Below are 17,829 nucleotides of genomic sequence, written 5' to 3'. Positions count from 1 at the left end.
GACGGCCCGGCACGGCGGAGGCTCATTCCTGGATGGAGACCACGCGCACATCGCTGCGCGCGCAGGCCGCGTCGACGCAGGTGCCGTTGATCCAGACCTGACCGTTGCCGATCATCACGCCCTGCTGGTTGACGAACACGGTATCGAAACTCTGCGCGGCGATGGTGCGCGCCACGCCGCGGGTGACGATGCTGTCGTACTCGCGCTCGAAGGTGGCGGCATCGCGGACCTGGCGCGCCTTGCCCGCCACATCCACGCGCAGCGGATAGCGCATCAGCGCTGCCACGGCCGCCTGGTCACCGCGGGCCACGCCCTGCTGCAGGTCCGTGAATACCTTTTCGTACGCGGCGGCATCACCCAGCACGCGCTCGATGCGCACGCGGGCATCCCCCTGCGCCGGCTCGGACGGCGGCGCATCGGCCTCCGGCGGTGTCGCCGGGGCGGCAGGTGCGGCGGGTTGGAAAGGTGCGTCGCGGGTGTGCGGCGTGGGGGCTTCGGTGTCATCCGGTGGCGTCGGGGCCGCCGGGCCCTGCATCGGCGGCGGTGCGGCGGGGTCGGCGCCCTCGCCTGCATTGTCTGATGGCCCGGCGGTCGCCGCGTGATCCGGCGGCGCGGGCGCCGGACTGGGCGAGCACCCCGCCAGCCACACGGTGGAGGCAAGCATCAGGGGAATCGACAGCGGAGAGGTCAAGCGCATGCGCGGCTCCTGCAGGGAACAAGGAGGCGCAGGCTAGCGCAGCCGATGTGAGTCGGCGATGCAGGCAGGCGCGAAGGCCGGTGCATGGGGCCCGGAGGCGCTGAAGCCGTAGCCGAACCCGTGGCAGATACGACACGCCATGGCTTGGCGACCCGCTCCGTGCCGGGGTGTACCGGCACGGCCCTGTGGCGGGCCTCAGCCGGCCAGCAACTCGAACTGCGCGGCTTCGCCAGTGATCGAGGAAGCGCACACCCACACGTCGAACAGGCCCGGCTCGGCACGCAGCACGCCATCGCGGCCGGTGAACGCCAGCTGCGAGCGGTCCAGCGTGAACGCAACCTCCATCGATTCGCCCGGCCGCAGCAGCACCTTGCGGAAATCCTTGAGCTCGCGCACCGGACGGACGCGGCTCGCCACGCGGTCGTGCACGTACAGCTGCACCACTTCTTCGGCCGCCACGCTGCCGGTGTTGGTCAGCGTCGTGGTCACGGTGAGGGTGTCGTCCCAGCCCAGCGTGGCGGTGCTGAGGTGCGGAACGCCGTAGGCAAAGCTGGCGTAGCCGATGCCATGGCCGAAGGCATACAACGGCTCGTTCGGAATCTCGCGCCAGCGTGCCTTGAACTCGGACATCGTCGGCAGTTCCGGGCGGCCGGTACGCGGGTGGTTGTAGAAATACGGCTGCTGGCCGGACACCTGCGGGAAACTCACCGGCAGGCGCCCCGACGGGCTGTAGTCACCGAACAGGACGTCCGCCACGGCGTGGCCGGTCTGCGTGCCGAGGTACCACGTCACCGCGATCGCCTGGGCATTGCGCACCGCGCCCTGCAGTGCCAGCGCGCGGCCATTGCGCAGCAGCACCACCAGCGGTTTGCCGGTCATCGCCACCGCTTCGGCCAGCGCCTGCTGCGCCGGCGGCAGGGTGATCTCCACGCGCGACTGCGCCTCACCGCTGTAACGCTGCGGTTCGCCCAATGCCAGCACCACCACATCGGCGCGCAGCGCAGCCGCCACGGCGGCCTCGATGCCACCGGACACCGCCGCTTCCAGGTCGCAGCCCGGCACCACGTCCAGCAGCGCCGGGTCGCCGATCGCGGCGCGCACGCCCGTCTCCAGATCCACATAGCGCGACTTGTCGCCGAACAGCGTCCAGCAGCCTTCGATGTTCTCGCGGTCCTGCACGAACGGACCGATCAGCGCGATCTTCTGATCCTGCCTGCGCAGGGGCAGCACCGACTGCTCGTTCTTCAACAGCACGATGGAACGGCGCGCGGCATCGCGTGAGAGTTCGTCATGCGCCTGCAGGTGCGACAGGTCGGCTTCGCGCGCCGGGTCCAGCGAACGGTATGGATCATCCAGCAGGCCGATGGTCTCCTTCAGCCACAGCATGCGGCGCACGCCTTCGTCGAGCACGCTCATCGGCACCTCGCCACTCTCCACCAGGCCCGGCAGGTGCTCGGCGTAGAAACCGCTCTGCATGCTCAGGTCCAGGCCGGCGGTGAAGGCCTTGGCGGTCGCGTCGCGATCATCGGCCGCATACCCGTGCGCCACCAGTTCCATGTCGGCGGTGTAATCGGAAATCACCACGCCCGGGAAGTTCCATTCCCCGCGCAGGATGTCGGTCAGCAGTTCGGCGTTGGCACTGGCCGGTACGCCGTTGATGTCGTTGAAGGACGACATCACGGTCACCGCGCCGGCATCGAAGGCGGCCTTGAACGGCGGCAGGTGTACATCGCGCAGGGTCTGCGGCGAGATGTCGACCATGTTGTATTCCATGCCCGCCATCACCGCGCCATAGGCTGCGAAATGCTTGGGCGTGGCCAGCAGCGCATCGTCGGCGCGCAGGTCATCGCCCTGGAAACCGCGCACGCGGGCGGCGGCGAACGCACAGCCCAGCACCACGTCTTCACCGGCGCCTTCGGCGCCACGGCCCCAGCGCTGGTCGCGTGCGATGTCCACCGCCGGCGCGTAGGTCCAGTGCAGGCCGGCGGCCGTGGCTTCGATGGCGGTGGCGCGCGCGGTGCGGCGGGCCAGGTCGGGCTCGAAACTGGCCGCCTCGCCGAGCGGGATCGGGAACACGGTGCGCATGCCATGGATGACATCAGCGGCAAGGATCACCGGAATACCCAGGCGGCTCTCTTCGATGGCTACCTTCTGGATGCGCCGGCCCAGCTCGGCACCGACCCCGTTGAACAGCGAGCCGACCTTGCCCTCGCGCACCTGCTGCAGCACCTGGTCGGCATTGCTGACGTTGGCTTCCGGGTTCACATCCGGGGCGAAGGGGCGAACCATGTCGGCGAACACGCCCAGCTGACCGACCTTCTCTTCAACGGTCATCTGCGCGATGAGGGATTCGATACGTTCGGAAGCCACCGGATGTCCTTGATGAAAACGTTTACAGTCCCGGCATTCTAGCGTTGCCGGGCACAAAAGTGAGGAACTTCTGCGTTCATTTTACCAGCCGCGGCCGCGCTGTCCGCCCCTCGCCGAGCCGCGTCAGGCGGTCGGCGGCGCGTGCGGCCCCATGAACATCGCGTCGCTGGAGGACTGGAACACGCGCAGCCCGAAGGCCGGCAGCACCGCCAGCAGGTGGTCGAAGATGTCCGACTGCACCGCCTCATACTCGGCCCAGGCCGTGCTGCGGGTGAAGCAGTACAGCTCCAGTGGCAGGCCCTCGGTGGTGGGCTGCAGCTGCCTGACCAGCAGGGTCATGTCCGGATGGATGCCGGCATGGTTGCGCAGGTAACACTCCACGTAGGCACGGAAGGTGCCCAGGTTGGTGATGCGGCGGCTGTTCACTTCGCCCTGGCCGCGCGCGCGCAACTCGGCGTTCCAGCTGGCCAGTTCGGCATCCTTGGCGGCCAGGTAGTCACCCAGCAACGCGAACTGCCCGATCCGTGCGCGGCTGTCCGCATCCAGGAACCCGACGCTGTGCTGGTCCAGGAACAACGCGCGCTTGATGCGGCGCCCGCCGGCCTCCTGCATGCCGCGCCAGTTCTTGAACGATTCGGTGACCAGCTTCTTGGTCGGGATGGTGGTGATGGTCTTGTCGAAGTTCTGCACGGTGACGGTGTGCAGGGCGATGTCGATGACATCGCCATCCGCATTCTGGCTGGGCATCTCGATCCAGTCGCCCAGGCGGATGCGCCCGTCGCCGCTGATCTGCACGCTGGCCACCAGCGAGAGGATGGTGTCCTGGAAGATCAGCATCAGCACGGCGGTGGCCGCGCCCAGTCCGGTCACCAGGAAGCGCAGCTCGACACCGGCCAGGGTAGCCACGATCGACAGGCCGGCGACGACGAAGATGATGATCTTCACGACCTGCAGGTAGCCCTTGATCGGCTTGTTGCGGGCGTTGTGGGCACGCCGGTCGTAGATGTCGTTGGCGGCGTCCAGGGCATGCGAGAAGGCCAGGGCCAGCGTCAGTACCGCCCACGCCTGGCAGGCGCCCTGCACGAAGGCGACCAGCCCGGGCGGCAGGTCCGGCACGTGGCCGATGCCGGAGGCGATGACCTGGCTGGGCACGATGTTCGAAAGCCGCGCCACGACCCGCATCATGTTGCTTCCACGACCACTGTCGGCACCGGGCAGGCGCGCCAGCAGGCGCCGCAGGCCGCGCAGCAGGACGCGCTTGGTCACCCAGTTCGCCAGCGCGGCGGCCAGCACCAGCGCCGTCAGGATCAGGGCAAGATAGGCCCCGGGATAGGGCACCAGGCTGTCCTGCAGACGGTCCAGCCAGCTCACGACAACAACAGCATCCAACATCAAAACTATCTCCTTGCGTACCCGCCTGGCGGATCTGCGGCGGGAACCTGGGGTCCTGCCGCGTGCGACGACGGTCAGGATCGGAATTCAGAGGTCACACAGGTAAGCCAGGCCGTCAGGCCGCGCGTTCGCGCTCGATGATCACACCCACCGCACGCGCGCCGCGCACCGCACCGGGTTTGCTCAGCTTCAGCCGCAGCCAGCGCACATCGAACTCCTGCAGCACGATCCCGGCGCAGCGCTCGGCCAGCGTCTCCACCAGCCCGAAATCCGATGCCCGCACGTACTCTTCCAGCCGCTTGCTCACGGCCTTGTAGTTGAGCGTATGGCTGATGTCATCGCTCGCCGCAGGGCGGCGGTTGTCGAAACCCATCTCCAGATCGAACACCAGAGTCTGGCGGATCCGCCGTTCCCAGTCGTAGATACCGATCAGGGCGTCGATCTCCAGCCCCTCGATGAATACCTTGTCCATGCAAACGCCCTGAAGAAGAGGCGGCCATGGTAACGGCCCGGGCGGGACGGCGCAGGCCGCCGGATGAACAGCGCGGCGCGCCTGCGGCGCGACTGGGCCGATAGCGTCACACCACCGGCAGCGTAGCCATGTCCCAGCGCGGGGTGACATCCACCGCCGCTGGCGACTGGTGACCGGCCTGCAGGCGCAGCGCGCCGGCGAAGGCGATCATCGCGCCGTTGTCCGTGCACAGCGCAGGACGCGGGAAACAGGCGCGCCCGCCCAGGCGCGCCGCCATGTCCTGCAGCCGCAGCCGCAGGCGCTTGTTGGCCCCCACGCCGCCGGCCACCACGATCACGTTGGTGCCCGCCGCCTCCAGCGCGCGGCCACACTTGATGACCAGCGTCTCCACCACCGCGTCCTCGAAGCCGCGTGCGATGTCGGCACGTGTCTGCTCGGTCTGGTCGCTGTCGCGCCAGGCCAGCAGGACCTGGGTCTTGAGTCCGGAGAAGCTGAAATCCAGCCCCGGGCGGTCGGTCATCGGACGCGAGAAACGGTACGCGCCCGGGCGCCCGGTCTCGGCCAGCGCCGCCAGCTGCGGCCCACCGGGATAGGGCAGGCCCATCATCTTGGCGGTCTTATCAAAGGCCTCGCCCGCGGCGTCGTCCAGGGTCTCGCCCAGCAGCCGGTATTGGCCGATTGCGTCAACGGCGACCAGCTGGGTATGGCCACCGGACACCAGCAGCGCCACGAACGGTGCGGCCGGCGGGTCGTCTTCCATCAACGGGGCCAGCAGGTGGCCCTCCATGTGGTGCACGCCGATGGCCGGCACCTCCAGCGCCCAGGCCAGCGAACGGGCCACCCCGGCCCCGACCAGCAGCGCGCCGACCAGTCCCGGCCCCGCCGTGTAGGCCACGCCATCGATGTCGCTGATCGCCATGCCGGCTTCGTCCAGCGTCTGCCGGATCAGGGGCACCAGCTTGCGGACATGGTCACGGCTGGCCAGTTCAGGGACCACGCCGCCGTATTCGGCGTGCAGCGCGATCTGGCTGTACACGGCGTGGGCGCGCAGGGCGTCGATGCCGGTGCGGTCGGTGTCATACACCGCCACGCCGGTCTCATCGCAGGAAGATTCGATACCGAGGACTCGCATGTGGTGTATTATGCGCCCCCTGCGTGCTCCTCAGGGGCGATGCAGGCCCCTGAGATGCAAGAAGACTGGCCAGATACAGGCCGGGCGCCTTGCAGTTTGTCGATTCGCCGCTATAATGTGCGGCTCGCCGGGTACAGACCCGGTTCTACACAGTGTCCGGAGATTCCATGCCCAGCGTCAAAGTCCGCGAGAACGAACCTTTCGAGTTTGCTCTTCGCCGCTTCAAGCGCACTTGCGAAAAGGCCGGTGTGCTGGCCGAAACCCGTAAGCGCGAGTTCTACGAAAAGCCGACCCAGGAACGCAAGCGCAAGGCTGCTGCTGCAGTGAAGCGTCAGCTGCGCCGTTCTTCGCGCGACGTCACCAAGCGTCAGCGCCTGTACTGATCGGACGCACTCATGGCGACAGGTCCTGCCTGTCGCGGTGAGGAAGAAGCCGGCACGCGCGAGCGTCGCCGGCTTTTTGCGTTCCCGGAGGGCCGTTCCGACGTGCCTCCCCTGAACCACCACACACGAGGTGCCCCATGAGCATGAAGCTGCAGCTCAACGAAGACATGAAGGCCGCCATGAAGAGTGGCGACAAGCACGCCCTTGGCGTGATCCGCCTGATCAAGGCCGCCATCCAGCGCAAGGAAGTGGACGAGCGCGTCGAACTCGACGATGCCGGCGTCATCGCCGAGCTGGACAAGATGGTCAAGCAGCGCAAGGACTCGATCAGCCAGTACGAAGCGGCCAACCGCGAAGACCTGGCGCAGGTCGAGCGTGAGGAAATGGTCGTGATCGACCGCTATCTGCCGGCCAAGATGGGTGAAGCCGAGATCGTGGCCGCCATCCAGGCCGCCGTGGCCGAGACCGGCGCCGCCAGCCCGGCCGACATCGGCAAGCTGATGGGCGCCCTGAAGCCCAAGGTCGCCGGCAAGGCCGACATGGGCCTGGTTTCCAAGCTGGTGAAGCAGCAGCTCGCGGGCTGACGTAAACGGCAGCGACCGCGCTGCCTGTGTGCCGCCGGGTGTCCCCGGCGGGCACGACGCCGGGCCTTGCCAGCACAGGCGCCGATGGCCAGTGGCGTGTTCTTCGCCTGCCGCTTCACCCCTTCTTCGACACGCCGCTGGTAGAAATGCCGCATGTCCGAACCGACCCTGCCCCCCGCCACCGACGCCTCCGGCAAGCCCGTGCCGCACGGTCTGCGCAAGTACGTGGACCGCCTGCAGCGCAGTTTCCCGATGGCCGTGCTCAACCGTTTCATGGAAGTGGACGTGCTGAGCCAGGCCGCCGCCGTCTCGTTCTATGCCCTGCTGTCGATGGCCCCGCTGCTGGTGCTGCTGCTGTGGCTTACCGCCTCGCTGTATCCGCCGGCACAGCAGGCGCTGGTGGAGCAGATCGGTACCGCGGCGGGAAGCAGCGTGGCCACCGTGGCCGAGACCGTGCTGAAGAACGCCGACGACCAGCCGGACATCGGTTCGCTGGCCGGCATCTGGAGCACGCTGTTGCTGTTCATCGGTGCCACGGCGGTCTTCGCGCAGCTGCAGGGCGCGCTGAACCTCATCTTCCGCACCAGTGGCGAGCGCCTGGAAGGCATCGCGGCGTGGCTGCGCAAGCGCGTGTTCTCCTTCGGTGTGGTGCTGGCGCTGGGCTTCCTGCTGGTGGTCTCGATGACTGCCACCACCATGCTGCAGGTGGCCTTCGCCCAACTGCCCTCGCTGCTGCCCGCGCTGGGCTACCTGAGCACATTACTGCTGTATACCGTGGCGTTCGCCTTCATGTACCACTACCTGCCTGACCGCCGCGTCGCGTGGCGCCAGGCGTTCATCGGCGGTGCCATCACCTCGGGCCTGTTCGCGCTGGGCCGCTATGGCATCGGCGTGTACATCGCGCAGGTGGCCCCCGGCAGTGCGTACGGCTCCATGGGCGCCCTGGTGATCTCGCTGGTCTGGATCTACTACGCCATGGTGGTGTTCTTCATCGGTGCGCTGATGACCTCGGTGATCGATGAGCGGCTGCGCGCCCACAGCCGCCTGCTGCAGGCCGGGCTGACGCCGCCGGAACCGGGCGCAGCGGCGCGCAACGGGTAAACTAGGCGGACGTTGTCTCCGCCCTGCACAGCCCCTGCGGCCGTGCCCCTGCTGGTTGCCATGGCCCGCATTCCCGACGCTTTCATCGACGATCTGCTTGCCCGCTCCGACATCGTCGAAGTGGTTGGCAGTCGCGTGCCACTCAAGCGCCAGGGCAAGGAATACGCCGCGCGGTGCCCGTTCCACGACGAGCGCTCGGCCTCGTTCACCGTCTCGCCGACCAAGCAGTTCTATCACTGCTTCGGCTGCGGAGCGCACGGCACCGCGATCAGCTTCCTGATGAATTATGACCGCCTCGAATTTCTCGACGCGGTGGACGAGCTGGCCAAGCGCGTGGGCATGGACGTACCGCGCGCCGAGAACCCGCGCAGTGCCCAGCAGCAGGACGACAGCCGCGAACTGTACGCCGCGCTGGACGCGGCGACGCGCTTTTTCCAGAAGCACCTGGAAGAAAGCGAAAAGGCCCGCACCTACCTTGAGGGTCGTGGCGTGGACGAAGCCAACCGCGCGCGCTTCCAGATCGGTTACGCGCCCGATGGCTACAGCGGATTGCGCGATGCGCTTGGCAAGGACGAGCGGCGGATGAAGCTGCTCGACCGCGCCGGGCTTTTCTCCAAGAATGATCGCGGCCACGTGTACGACAAGTTCCGCGACCGCGTGATGTTTCCGATCTTCGATCGGCGCGGCCGGGTGATCGCCTTCGGCGGGCGCGTGTTCGAGAAGGACGACGGTCCCAAGTACCTCAATTCCCCCGAGACCGCGCTGTTCCACAAGGGCCGCGAACTGTACGGCCTGTGGCAGGTGCGCCAGGCCAACCAGAAGATCGAGCGGCTGATCGTGGTGGAGGGCTACATGGACGTGGTCTCGCTGTTCCAGTTCGGCGTCACCCAGGCCGTGGCCACGCTGGGCACGGCGACCACGCCGGACCATGCCGAGCTGCTGTTCCGCAATGCACCGGACGTGTTCTTCTGCTTCGATGGCGATGCCGCCGGGCGTCGTGCGGGCTGGAAAGCGCTGGAATCGGTACTGCCGCGCATGAAGGATGGCCGCCAGGCCTTTTTCCTGTTCCTGCCCGATGGCGAGGACCCGGACACCATCGTGCGCAAGGAAGGCGCGCAGGCCTTCGATGAGCGGTTGAAGCAGGCCACCCCCCTGTCGCAGTTCTTCTTCGACGAGCTCACCCGCGAGGTCAACCTGGGCACGCTGGACGGCAAGGCACGCCTCGCCGAGCGCGCCAGGCCGATGCTCGCGCAGATTCCGGACGGTGCCTTCGGTGATCTGATGAAACAGCAGCTGGGCCAGCTCACCGGACTCGGCCAGGGCAACGCCGCGCGCGCGCCGGCGCCCTCGCGCCCGGCCACCCGGCCGATCCTCCCGGTGGCCCGGCGCAGCCTGGTGCGCGCAGCCATCGCGATCCTGCTGCAGCAGCCTTCGCTGGCGCTCTCGCTCGGCGGGCAGCACCATTTCCACGGCCTGCGCCTGCCCGGCGCGGACCTGCTGCTGGAACTGCTGGCGCTGGTGGAACAGCGGCCGGACATCAGCACCGGCGCCCTGCTCGAACACTTTGATGGCCGCGATGAGCTGGCCTCGCTGCAGACGCTCGCCGCGCAGACCCTGGCCGGCGATGAAGCGATGTGGACGCAGGAACTGCACGATGCCATCGAGCAGCTGGAAAAACAGCTGCTGCTGCAACGTCTGGATGACCTGCTGGCAAAGCAGCGCAGCCAGGGTCTGGACGATACTGACAAATACGAACTGCGCGAGCTGCTCAAGGCGCGCGCCAGCGTCCGCCTGTGAGGCACGGCGGACCCGGCGCGGCTGAGACCGCCGCCCTCCCTGGAGACTGCCCCCCATGACCCACCGGTGGTCGCGCCTGCGACCGGACAATTTCACCCTCGCGCTGCTGGCGACGGTCCTGCTGGCCTCCTTGCTGCCCATGAGAGGCGCCGCAGCGATGGTGCTGGACGACGTCACGGCGGTGGCCATCGCTGCCCTGTTCTTCCTGCACGGTGCGCGCCTGCCGCGCGAGGCGATCCTCGGCGGGCTGCTGCACTGGCGCCTGCACCTGGTGATCCTCGCCTGCACGTTCGTGCTGTTTCCGCTGCTCGGGCTGCTGTTCCTGCCGCTCAGGGGCTGGCTGCTGACGCCGGAGCTGTACATGGGCGTGCTGTTCCTGTGCGCCCTGCCCTCCACCGTGCAGTCGTCGATCGCGTTCACCTCGATGGCCCGCGGCAACGTGCCGGCAGCCGTCTGCAGCGCCTCGCTGTCGAGCATCCTCGGCGTGTTCCTGACTCCCCTGCTGCTGACCGCGCTGGCAGGCACCTCCGGCGGCATCCATAATCCGCTGCAGGCCATCGGCGGCATCATGCTGCAGCTGCTGGTGCCGTTCGTGGCTGGCCATCTGCTGCGGCCATGGATTGCCGGCTGGGTGGAACGCCAGCGCGCGCTGCTGCGCTACACCGACCAGGCCACGATCCTGCTGGTGGTGTACTCGGCCTTCGGCGAGGCGGTCAACGAAGGCCTGTGGTCGAAGACCCCGCTCATCTCCCTGCTCACCGTGGCGGTGGTGGCCGCCGTGCTGCTCGGCATCGCGATGCCGCTGATCACCCTGATCGCACGCCGGCTGCGCTTCAACCGCGAAGACGAGATCGCCATCGTGTTCTGCGGCTCGAAGAAGAGCCTGGCCACCGGCGTGCCGATCGCCAAGGTGCTGTTCGCTGGCGGCAGCCTGGGCGCCATCGTGCTGCCGGTGATGATCTATCACCAGATTCAGCTGATCGTCTGCGGGATCATCGCCCAGCGCTATGCGCGGAAGCTGCCGCACTCGTAGCGCTGGGCAAGGATCGCCACAAACTACTCGACGCCCTCCGCAATCTTCCTGAGAAGCCTCAAGTGCTTTTCCACTGATTCACCCTCATCGCTGAACAGGCGAAGCTCGTACGACTTCGAAGGTGTCCGCCAGGTAAGTGACGCCATGCCTCTTCCGTCCTTTGACCGCTGCATGAAGGATGTGGCGGGCGTGCCCGCGACTGAATCATTCAACGCCTCCGCTATCTGCGTGACCGTTGCCGATCCAGACTGATAATCAACTTCGTTGAATTCCACAAGCCCTGCACCTTGAAGCACGAAGATTCTACTGAGGCCTGTGAACTTTCCTCCAATGGAAGTGCCTGCCCAGCTGGAGCTGAGCAAACGTGCATCCCGCAAGGGCGTCTTCGAAATCGTACTAGGCGCAACCAGCAGCCGATTCCGAATTACATCTTCCGCCAGCAAGGAGTGGGATGTGCGGCCAAGATAGCTGGCCACAGACGGAAGATCGCCCGCTGGAATCATCTGCGGCCCTGAAGCTTTCAACTGAATGTTGCGCAGAAGGGCTGCCTTTACTTCTGGCGGCGCTGCAATCTCTTCTATTGAAACGGTCTCGAGGTTGCTGATCCGCCCGGATCTTTCCGTACGGGCGGCGAGTGAGGTTGGGACGTTGTCAGGTGGTGTCATTCCACTCAACCAGCGACGGACCGCTTCATCATCCCGCACGTCTGCCGCACGTACAGCTCCCAAGGCAAGCGATGAGGCTGCGAGCGTACCTAGAACGCAGATCATTCCTAGAATTTTCATGAGTCACCACTCGGTTAGATTGCAGTCGACCGCGGAGGTAGTACTCCTCCAGACCCCTCCCCCTCCATCGATCCAGGTATGAAAGCCACGCACGGCCATCCTCTCTGGATCCGATGCATCACCAGCGTAAAAGCGGGCGGCGAACAGACCGTTGTTTTGCGCCCCGATTTCATGTTTTGGCTTGGTATTTCCCAATGGGGTGTGGTAGCTCGCAGCTGACCCCTGAAATCGAACAAAAAATGGGCGATCGTACGTCACCGACTCGTTGATCCATCCAATACAGTTCGCTCTGCTGAGTGGCTTGATAACGGCATGTGCATTCAGAGAGCAGAGAACTAACCAAAGGACTGTGGCAAATCTGACCACTCCAGTTCCAGCCATCATGATAGTTTCCTGACTACACGCGGGCTGCGTGCAACACCATGGCAACATCCCGATTCAACGCAGGCTTGGATCACTTCTCAGGACTGTGATTCACGCGCATCGGAGCGAATTAGGCGAGCAAATATCTGACCGGTCCATGTACAAGAGCCTGTGCGCAATCGTGCTTGCTGCGACATCTGTTTGTTCGGACGCACGGCTGGCGACGACGCTGCAGCCGTCGATGATTTCGATGCACATCCTGTTGAGCGTCTGCGTCCTTATCGCCCATCGCCGTGCGCGTTCGTCCGCGCTTGTCCGGTCCCAGGGAACCGGACGAAGGGCAGTGGCCATTGCATGGCCGAAGGGCCTGTCAAATGGCTTCTTTCCGTATGCCGCGACGCACCGTCTTCATGCAAGCGGTCGCCCGCTCCATCACACAGGTCAGGTTTCAGCAGACAACCCGACGCCCGCCCGGCGCTGCGCTCACACCCACGGCAGGATCCAGTGGTCCACCAGCAGGAACGCGAACAACGCCATCAGGTACACCACCGACCAGTTGAACATCTTCATCGAGAAGAATTCATCCGGCGGGTCCTGCATGCGCCAGGCGTACCAGAGGAACACCGCGTTGAGCACGATCGCCCCGCCCAGGTAGAACGGGCCGCTCATGCCGACCACGTACGGCAGCACGCAGATGATCGCCAGTACCACCGAATAGGCGAGGATCTGCCGGCGCGTGTGCACCACGCCGTGGGTGACCGGCAGCATGGGGATCTTCGCCTTGGCGTAGTCCTCGCGGCGGAAGATCGCCAGCGCCCAGAAATGCGGCGGCGTCCAGATGAAGATGATCAGCACCAGCAGCCCGGAGTACCACCAGTCCGAGGCCGTCTGCATGCCGGTCACGGCGGCCCAGCCGAGCATCGGCGGCATCGCCCCGGCGAGCCCGCCGATGACGATGTTCTGCGAGGTCGCACGCTTGAGGTAGACGGTGTAGATCACCGCATAGCCGATCAGTGAGGCAAACGTCAGCACGGCGGTGATGACGTTCACCCACACCACCAGCAGCGTCATCGAAAGGGCGATGAGCACCCCGGCGAAGGCCAGCACCTGCCACGGCCTCACCTTGCCGACCACCAGCGGCCGCCAGGAGGTGCGCGCCATCTGCGCGTCGATCTTCGCATCCAGCAACTGGTTGATGGCCGCCGCTGCGGAAGCGGACAGCCAGATGCCGATGAAGCCGAGCACGCCCAGGCGCACCTGCTCCCAGCTGGGCACGCCGGGCACGGCAAGCACCATGCCGACCAGCGCGGTGAAGATGATGAGGGCCACGACCTTCGGCTTGGTCAGGTCCCAGTACTGGCGGTAACGGGCCATGGCGTCAGTCCGGCGCGCGCAGGCGGGCCAGCAGGCTGACCAGCACGAACAGCAGCACGACCGCGCCCCCGTTGTGCAGGACCGCCACCGGCAGCGGCAGCGCCATCTTGACGTTGGCGATGCCCAGGCTGACCTGCGTGACCAGGCCCACCATCAGCACGGTGGCCCATCCCCGCATGCTCGGCACGCGGAACAGGCGCAGGCCCAGCCATAGCAGGTACACGGCGACCACGACCGCGAACAGCCGGTGTCCCATCTGGATGGCGATGCGCGAGGCGCCGTCGAGGATGCCGCCTTCGTAATCCACGCCGATGCCGCGCCACAACGTGAAGCCCTCGCTGTAGTTCTGCTGCGGCCACCACTGGTTCGCGCAGCGCGGGAAGTTGTCCAGCGAGAGGCTGCCACCGCCGCAGGCGAGTGCCGCGTAATTGGCGCTGACCCAGCCGCCCAGGGCGATCTGCAGGGCCAGCACCGCGATGCCCGCGCGCAGCAGCCACTTCAGCCGCGGCGCCTGGGCCAGCGTGATCGGCAGGTGGGTGGCGCGCCAGGCCATCCAGACCAGCATGGCGAACATCAACATGCCACCCAGCAGGTGCGCCATCACTACGATGGGTTTGAGCAGCCAGGTCACCGTCCACATGCCGAGCAGCGCCTGGAAGATCACCACGGCCAGGGTCAGCACCGCTGCGCGTGACAGGTCGCTGTTGCTCCAGCGCCATGCGGCCACCAGCAGGATGATCTCGCCGAGCAGCGCCAGCACGCTCGCCGTGCCGTGCCAGCCCATCATGTACAGCGGTATGCCGGTCGCCACCAGCGCGCAGGCCATGATCACCGCCGTGCGGCCCAGGCGGCGGCGCCGCGCCGCAAGCAGCGCAAGGGTGAGGATCTCGATCCCCAGCGCGCCGGCGAGGAAGCGGTGCACCTGCTCGCGCCACGCCTTGTGCGTTTCCAGCGGACGGATGTCCGCAGCGGGGTGCCCCACCGTTTCGGCCACATGCTGCGGCCAGGTTGCGCGACCGTAGCAGGTCGGCCAGTCGGGGCAGCTCAGGCCCGCATCGGAGAGACGCACGAACGCGCCGAACATGATCGTGCTGGCAGTCATGATCAGCGCGAACCAGGCCAGACGGTGGAAATTGCGGTGCGGCGCCGGACGCGCGGAGGGGCTCATCAAACAGGACTCACTTCAGTTTCAGCAGCGTGGCGAGGTCTTTGCGCAGGCCACCCAGATCGCTGCCCGGGGCGTGCCGCATGATCACGAAGCCGTTCGGATCAACCACGTAGACCGGCGTTCCCGCCGGATCGTCGACACCTGGCAGGGTGGCGCGCCACGCCGGTGAAGGCGCCAGCTCGCGCAGGGCGGGCACGCCGGCCAACGGCGCGGGCGCCTTCCCAAGCCACAGGATGTCGACATTATCCGCGTTATGGCCGAACAGCTGCCACACCTTGACCAGTCCCTGCGACAAAGTGACGCACGATTGGCCGCAGTCCTGGGCCGGTGCCACCAGAATGCGCCAGGTTCTGCCCTCGCCCTGCCACGCGTAGGAGGTGCCGTCGGCCAGGCGCGGGGTCTGCGCGCGCAGGTCCACTGGGGGGCGCAGCAGGTCCCCGTTGTTGCGATGCCCCGCCGGCTGCCAGCCCGCAAAACGCAGGACCCCGGCGAGCGCCATGGCGCCGAAGAACACGGTAAACAGCAGCAGCAACGTGCGGCGGCCGGGATTGCGGGCGGGGGACTGCGTGGAGGGGGCAGCGGTCATGACGCATTTTCTCATGTAAGGGAGCGGTGTGCCGTCGGGCGCCCGCGCGGGACGACCGCACCGCACGCGGCCGGCGCTACCGGGTGCGACGTCTGCGCCCTTCCAGCACCAGCGCGACGATCAACACCGTCAGTGCCAGCGCGAACCACTGCACGGCATAGCCGAGGTGGCGCTGGGGCGGCAGCGTGTTGGGCAGCAGGTCCAGATCACGCGCATCGCCGAAGGGCAGCGCCGGATCCAGCCGCAGCACGCGCTCGGGCAGTGCCGCCAGGCCCAGCAGCGGCCCCAGGGCGGCCGGCTGCAGGCGCGCGGCAAGCCAGCGCTGCGGGCCGGCGTCGATCATCGCCGGACCCAGCGCGAGCCCGGGGGCCGGCGGCGGCGCCAGCAGCCCCGCCACGGTCACCGGCGAGGGCGGGGACGCCAGCATCGGGAGCGCCCGGTCCGGTGGCAGCGCGCGCCATCCCAGATCCACCAGCACCACACCGCCCGCATCGCTTCGGAACGGTCGGTAGACCTTCACCCCGGCGCGGCCGTGGCGCATCTGGTTGTCCAGCAGCACCACGCCGGGCAGGAAGCGGCCGTGGTCGCTGACGCGCTGCACGGACACGCCCGTGTTTTGGAGCGCGCGCGCGAGCGGGACGGCCGGTGCCCGCAGCGCCGCCTCCGCCGCCCCGAGCAGGGCTTCTTTGCGCTCCATCCGCTGCAGCTGCCAGCCTCCCAGCAGTCCGAAGGCCAGCATCGCCAGCACGGCCAAGCCCCAGCCGATCCGGCGCGTGTGCCGGCGCATCATGACAAGCGGCCGCAAACGCGGTCAGATAGCCGCATCTGTTCCGTCCTGGAGCCACGCATGAACGATTCGCTGAAGACCCTGCTGGTGATCGCGTTCCTCATCGTCATCGTCTGGAACCTGGGCGCGGGCCTGTATTACCTGCTGGTGGACCGTGGCCAGACCCGGCGGACGGTCAACGCGCTCACCCGTCGCATCGCCGTGTCCGTGGCCCTGATCCTGCTGGTCATCATCGGCATCTGGGGTGGCTGGATCCAGCCGCATGGTGTCGGCCGCTGATGGCCTCACGCGCGTGCTTCAGAGCACATAGACGAACAGGAACAGCATCAGCCACACCACATCGACGAAGTGCCAGTACCACGCCGCCGCTTCGAATCCGAAGTGGTTGTCACGGGTGAAGTGGCCTTTGGCCGAGCGCAGCCACATCACGATCAGCATGATCGTTCCCAGCAGCACGTGGGCGCCGTGGAAGCCGGTCAGCATGAAGAACGTCGAGCCGTAGATGCCCGACCCCAGGGTGAGATTGAGCTCGGTGTAGGCGTGGATGTATTCCTCGGCCTGCAGGGTGAGGAACACCAGCCCGAGGGTGACGGTCAGGCCCAGCCACACCAGCAGCTTGCGGCGGTGGCCGGATTTGAGCGCATGGTGGGCGATGGTCAGGGTGATGCCGGAGGTCAGCAGGATCAGCGTGTTGATCAGCGGCAGGCCCCAGGCCGGAATGGTCTGGAACTGCCCGCCGAGGGCAGCCGGCCCATTGCTCGGCCAGCCGGTCGAATAGCCCTGCCAGAGCAGCTCGTTGGTCATCGCGCCGTCGCCCTCGCCGCCCAGCCAGGGCAGGCCCAGCGCGCGGGTGTAGAACAGCGCGCCGAAGAAGGCACCGAAGAACATCACCTCGGAAAAAATGAACCACACCATCCCCATCCGGAAGGAGCCGTCCACCTGCTGGTTGTAATGCCCAGCCTGCGATTCGCCGATGACGTCGCTGAACCACCAGAACAGCGTCAGCACCAGCATCGCCACGCCGGCGAAGAACGTCCAACGCCCCCACGTGGCGTCGTTGAGCCAGCTTGCCACGCCGACCATGGTCACCATCATCGCGATGGACCCGATGAACGGCCAGCGGCTCTGGGTGGGCACGTAATACACGTTCGCGTCGGTTGGAAGCTGGGCCATGGTGGTCTTCCCGGGTCAGGGTGCGGCGTGCGCGTCGGCCGGCCCGCTGGCCGGTGCCAGGCGCGCGGAGAGCGCGTCATTCTTGTAGAACGTGTACGACAGGGTGAGCGTGCGGATCTCCGGCGGCAGGTCCGGATCGACGATGAAGCGCACCGGCATGTCGCGCTGTTCGCCGGCCTGCAGCGTCTGTGCGGTGAAACAGAAACACTCGGTCTTGCTGAAATAACCCGATGCCCGCGCCGGCGCCACCGAGGGCACGGCACTGCCGACCACCGCCACGTTGCCCTCGTTGCGGGCGAAGTACATCGCCTCGTTGAGCTCGCCCGGCACCACGTCCATGGTCAGCTGTTCGGGGTGGAAGGACCAGGGCAGCTGCGAGTTGACGCCGCCATCGAACTCCACCCGCACCGTCCTGCGCGCGGCCGCTGCAGCGCCACCCTGGCCCTCCGCCGCACCCCGCTCCAGGCGCACGCCGAAGATCTTCTCGCAGGCGATGCGGTACAGCGGCACCAGCGAGAACGTCAGCAGGAACACGGCCACCACCACGGTGACCAGCCGTCCCAGGCCGGCATGCGGCGACGGTGCGGAGGCCGGCGGGGCGTTCATCGACCGATCACCCCGCTGAGGATGAA

The 17,829-nt window shown here is 67.0% G+C and carries 18 protein-coding genes; 6 read left to right on the top strand and 12 right to left on the bottom strand.

Annotated elements, in window-relative coordinates; all coding sequences use genetic code 11:
* Positions 1 to 22 precede the first annotated feature (22 nt).
* The 5 genes from FHY09_RS00145 to tsaD all read right to left on the bottom strand — a co-directional run bounded on the left by FHY09_RS00145 (position 23) and on the right by tsaD (position 6,063).
* Positions 23 to 697, bottom strand: a complete 675-nt coding sequence (locus FHY09_RS00145; RefSeq protein ID WP_166922982.1) for a hypothetical protein — start codon at positions 695 to 697, stop codon at positions 23 to 25.
* A 195-nt stretch (positions 698 to 892) separates the two neighbouring features.
* Entirely contained in the window at positions 893 to 3,067 is a 2,175-nt protein-coding gene (locus FHY09_RS00140) for a glycoside hydrolase family 3 N-terminal domain-containing protein (protein WP_166922980.1), read from the bottom strand.
* A gap of 123 nt (positions 3,068 to 3,190) precedes the next feature.
* Positions 3,191 to 4,459 carry a mechanosensitive ion channel domain-containing protein gene (locus tag FHY09_RS00135; RefSeq protein WP_166922978.1) on the bottom strand — a complete coding sequence of 423 codons (1,269 nt, stop codon included), beginning with the start codon at positions 4,457 to 4,459 and terminating at the stop codon, positions 3,191 to 3,193.
* A 115-nt stretch (positions 4,460 to 4,574) separates the two neighbouring features.
* Positions 4,575 to 4,931 (bottom strand): dihydroneopterin aldolase, encoded by a 357-nt coding sequence (gene folB, locus FHY09_RS00130; protein ID WP_166922976.1) that lies wholly within the window; start codon positions 4,929 to 4,931, stop codon positions 4,575 to 4,577.
* A gap of 106 nt (positions 4,932 to 5,037) precedes the next feature.
* Positions 5,038 to 6,063, bottom strand: a complete 1,026-nt coding sequence (gene tsaD / locus FHY09_RS00125) for a tRNA (adenosine(37)-N6)-threonylcarbamoyltransferase complex transferase subunit TsaD (RefSeq protein WP_166922974.1) — start codon at positions 6,061 to 6,063, stop codon at positions 5,038 to 5,040.
* 167 nt (positions 6,064 to 6,230) lie between these two features.
* Here tsaD and rpsU point away from each other — a divergent pair, with 167 nt between their 5' ends.
* The 5 genes from rpsU to FHY09_RS00100 all read left to right on the top strand — a co-directional run bounded on the left by rpsU (position 6,231) and on the right by FHY09_RS00100 (position 10,961).
* Entirely contained in the window at positions 6,231 to 6,446 is a 216-nt protein-coding gene (rpsU, locus tag FHY09_RS00120; RefSeq protein WP_002808376.1) for a 30S ribosomal protein S21, read from the top strand.
* A gap of 137 nt (positions 6,447 to 6,583) precedes the next feature.
* A complete protein-coding gene (locus tag FHY09_RS00115) occupies positions 6,584 to 7,030 on the top strand; it encodes a GatB/YqeY domain-containing protein (RefSeq protein ID WP_166922972.1) in 447 nt (148 codons plus the stop codon).
* A 153-nt stretch (positions 7,031 to 7,183) separates the two neighbouring features.
* On the top strand, positions 7,184 to 8,131 hold the full coding sequence (locus FHY09_RS00110; protein WP_166922970.1) for a YihY/virulence factor BrkB family protein: 948 nt from the start codon (positions 7,184 to 7,186) through the stop codon (positions 8,129 to 8,131).
* Between the two features lie 60 nt (positions 8,132 to 8,191).
* Positions 8,192 to 9,928, top strand: coding sequence for a DNA primase (gene dnaG / locus FHY09_RS00105; RefSeq protein WP_166922968.1), 1,737 nt, complete (start codon positions 8,192 to 8,194; stop codon positions 9,926 to 9,928).
* A gap of 55 nt (positions 9,929 to 9,983) precedes the next feature.
* On the top strand, positions 9,984 to 10,961 hold the full coding sequence (locus FHY09_RS00100; protein ID WP_166922965.1) for a bile acid:sodium symporter family protein: 978 nt from the start codon (positions 9,984 to 9,986) through the stop codon (positions 10,959 to 10,961).
* Between the two features lie 23 nt (positions 10,962 to 10,984).
* Here FHY09_RS00100 and FHY09_RS00095 read toward each other — a convergent pair whose 3' ends face one another.
* The 5 genes from FHY09_RS00095 to FHY09_RS00075 all read right to left on the bottom strand — a co-directional run bounded on the left by FHY09_RS00095 (position 10,985) and on the right by FHY09_RS00075 (position 16,027).
* Positions 10,985 to 11,746 (bottom strand): hypothetical protein, encoded by a 762-nt coding sequence (locus FHY09_RS00095; protein WP_166922963.1) that lies wholly within the window; start codon positions 11,744 to 11,746, stop codon positions 10,985 to 10,987.
* 846 nt (positions 11,747 to 12,592) lie between these two features.
* Positions 12,593 to 13,483 (bottom strand): heme o synthase, encoded by an 891-nt coding sequence (gene cyoE, locus FHY09_RS00090; RefSeq protein ID WP_166922961.1) that lies wholly within the window; start codon positions 13,481 to 13,483, stop codon positions 12,593 to 12,595.
* A gap of 4 nt (positions 13,484 to 13,487) precedes the next feature.
* On the bottom strand, positions 13,488 to 14,651 hold the full coding sequence (locus tag FHY09_RS00085) for a COX15/CtaA family protein (protein ID WP_166922959.1): 1,164 nt from the start codon (positions 14,649 to 14,651) through the stop codon (positions 13,488 to 13,490).
* Positions 14,652 to 14,661: 10 nt separating this feature from the next.
* Positions 14,662 to 15,237, bottom strand: coding sequence for a hypothetical protein (locus FHY09_RS00080; RefSeq protein ID WP_166922957.1), 576 nt, complete (start codon positions 15,235 to 15,237; stop codon positions 14,662 to 14,664).
* Positions 15,238 to 15,313: 76 nt separating this feature from the next.
* On the bottom strand, positions 15,314 to 16,027 hold the full coding sequence (locus FHY09_RS00075; protein WP_166922955.1) for an SURF1 family protein: 714 nt from the start codon (positions 16,025 to 16,027) through the stop codon (positions 15,314 to 15,316).
* A gap of 57 nt (positions 16,028 to 16,084) precedes the next feature.
* Here FHY09_RS00075 and FHY09_RS00070 point away from each other — a divergent pair, with 57 nt between their 5' ends.
* Positions 16,085 to 16,303 (top strand): twin transmembrane helix small protein, encoded by a 219-nt coding sequence (locus tag FHY09_RS00070; RefSeq protein ID WP_166922953.1) that lies wholly within the window; start codon positions 16,085 to 16,087, stop codon positions 16,301 to 16,303.
* 18 nt (positions 16,304 to 16,321) lie between these two features.
* Here FHY09_RS00070 and FHY09_RS00065 read toward each other — a convergent pair whose 3' ends face one another.
* Together FHY09_RS00065 and FHY09_RS00060 are read right to left on the bottom strand one after the other, a co-directional pair.
* Positions 16,322 to 17,197 (bottom strand): cytochrome c oxidase subunit 3, encoded by an 876-nt coding sequence (locus tag FHY09_RS00065; protein WP_166922951.1) that lies wholly within the window; start codon positions 17,195 to 17,197, stop codon positions 16,322 to 16,324.
* Positions 17,198 to 17,212: 15 nt separating this feature from the next.
* On the bottom strand, positions 17,213 to 17,803 hold the full coding sequence (locus tag FHY09_RS00060) for a cytochrome c oxidase assembly protein (protein WP_166922949.1): 591 nt from the start codon (positions 17,801 to 17,803) through the stop codon (positions 17,213 to 17,215).
* Positions 17,804 to 17,829 lie beyond the last annotated feature (26 nt).

This window comes from Xanthomonas sp. 60 (assembly GCF_011761925.1).
The sequence above is the reverse complement of the archived record's forward strand: the minus strand, read 5'-3'. Positions and strand labels throughout refer to the sequence as shown.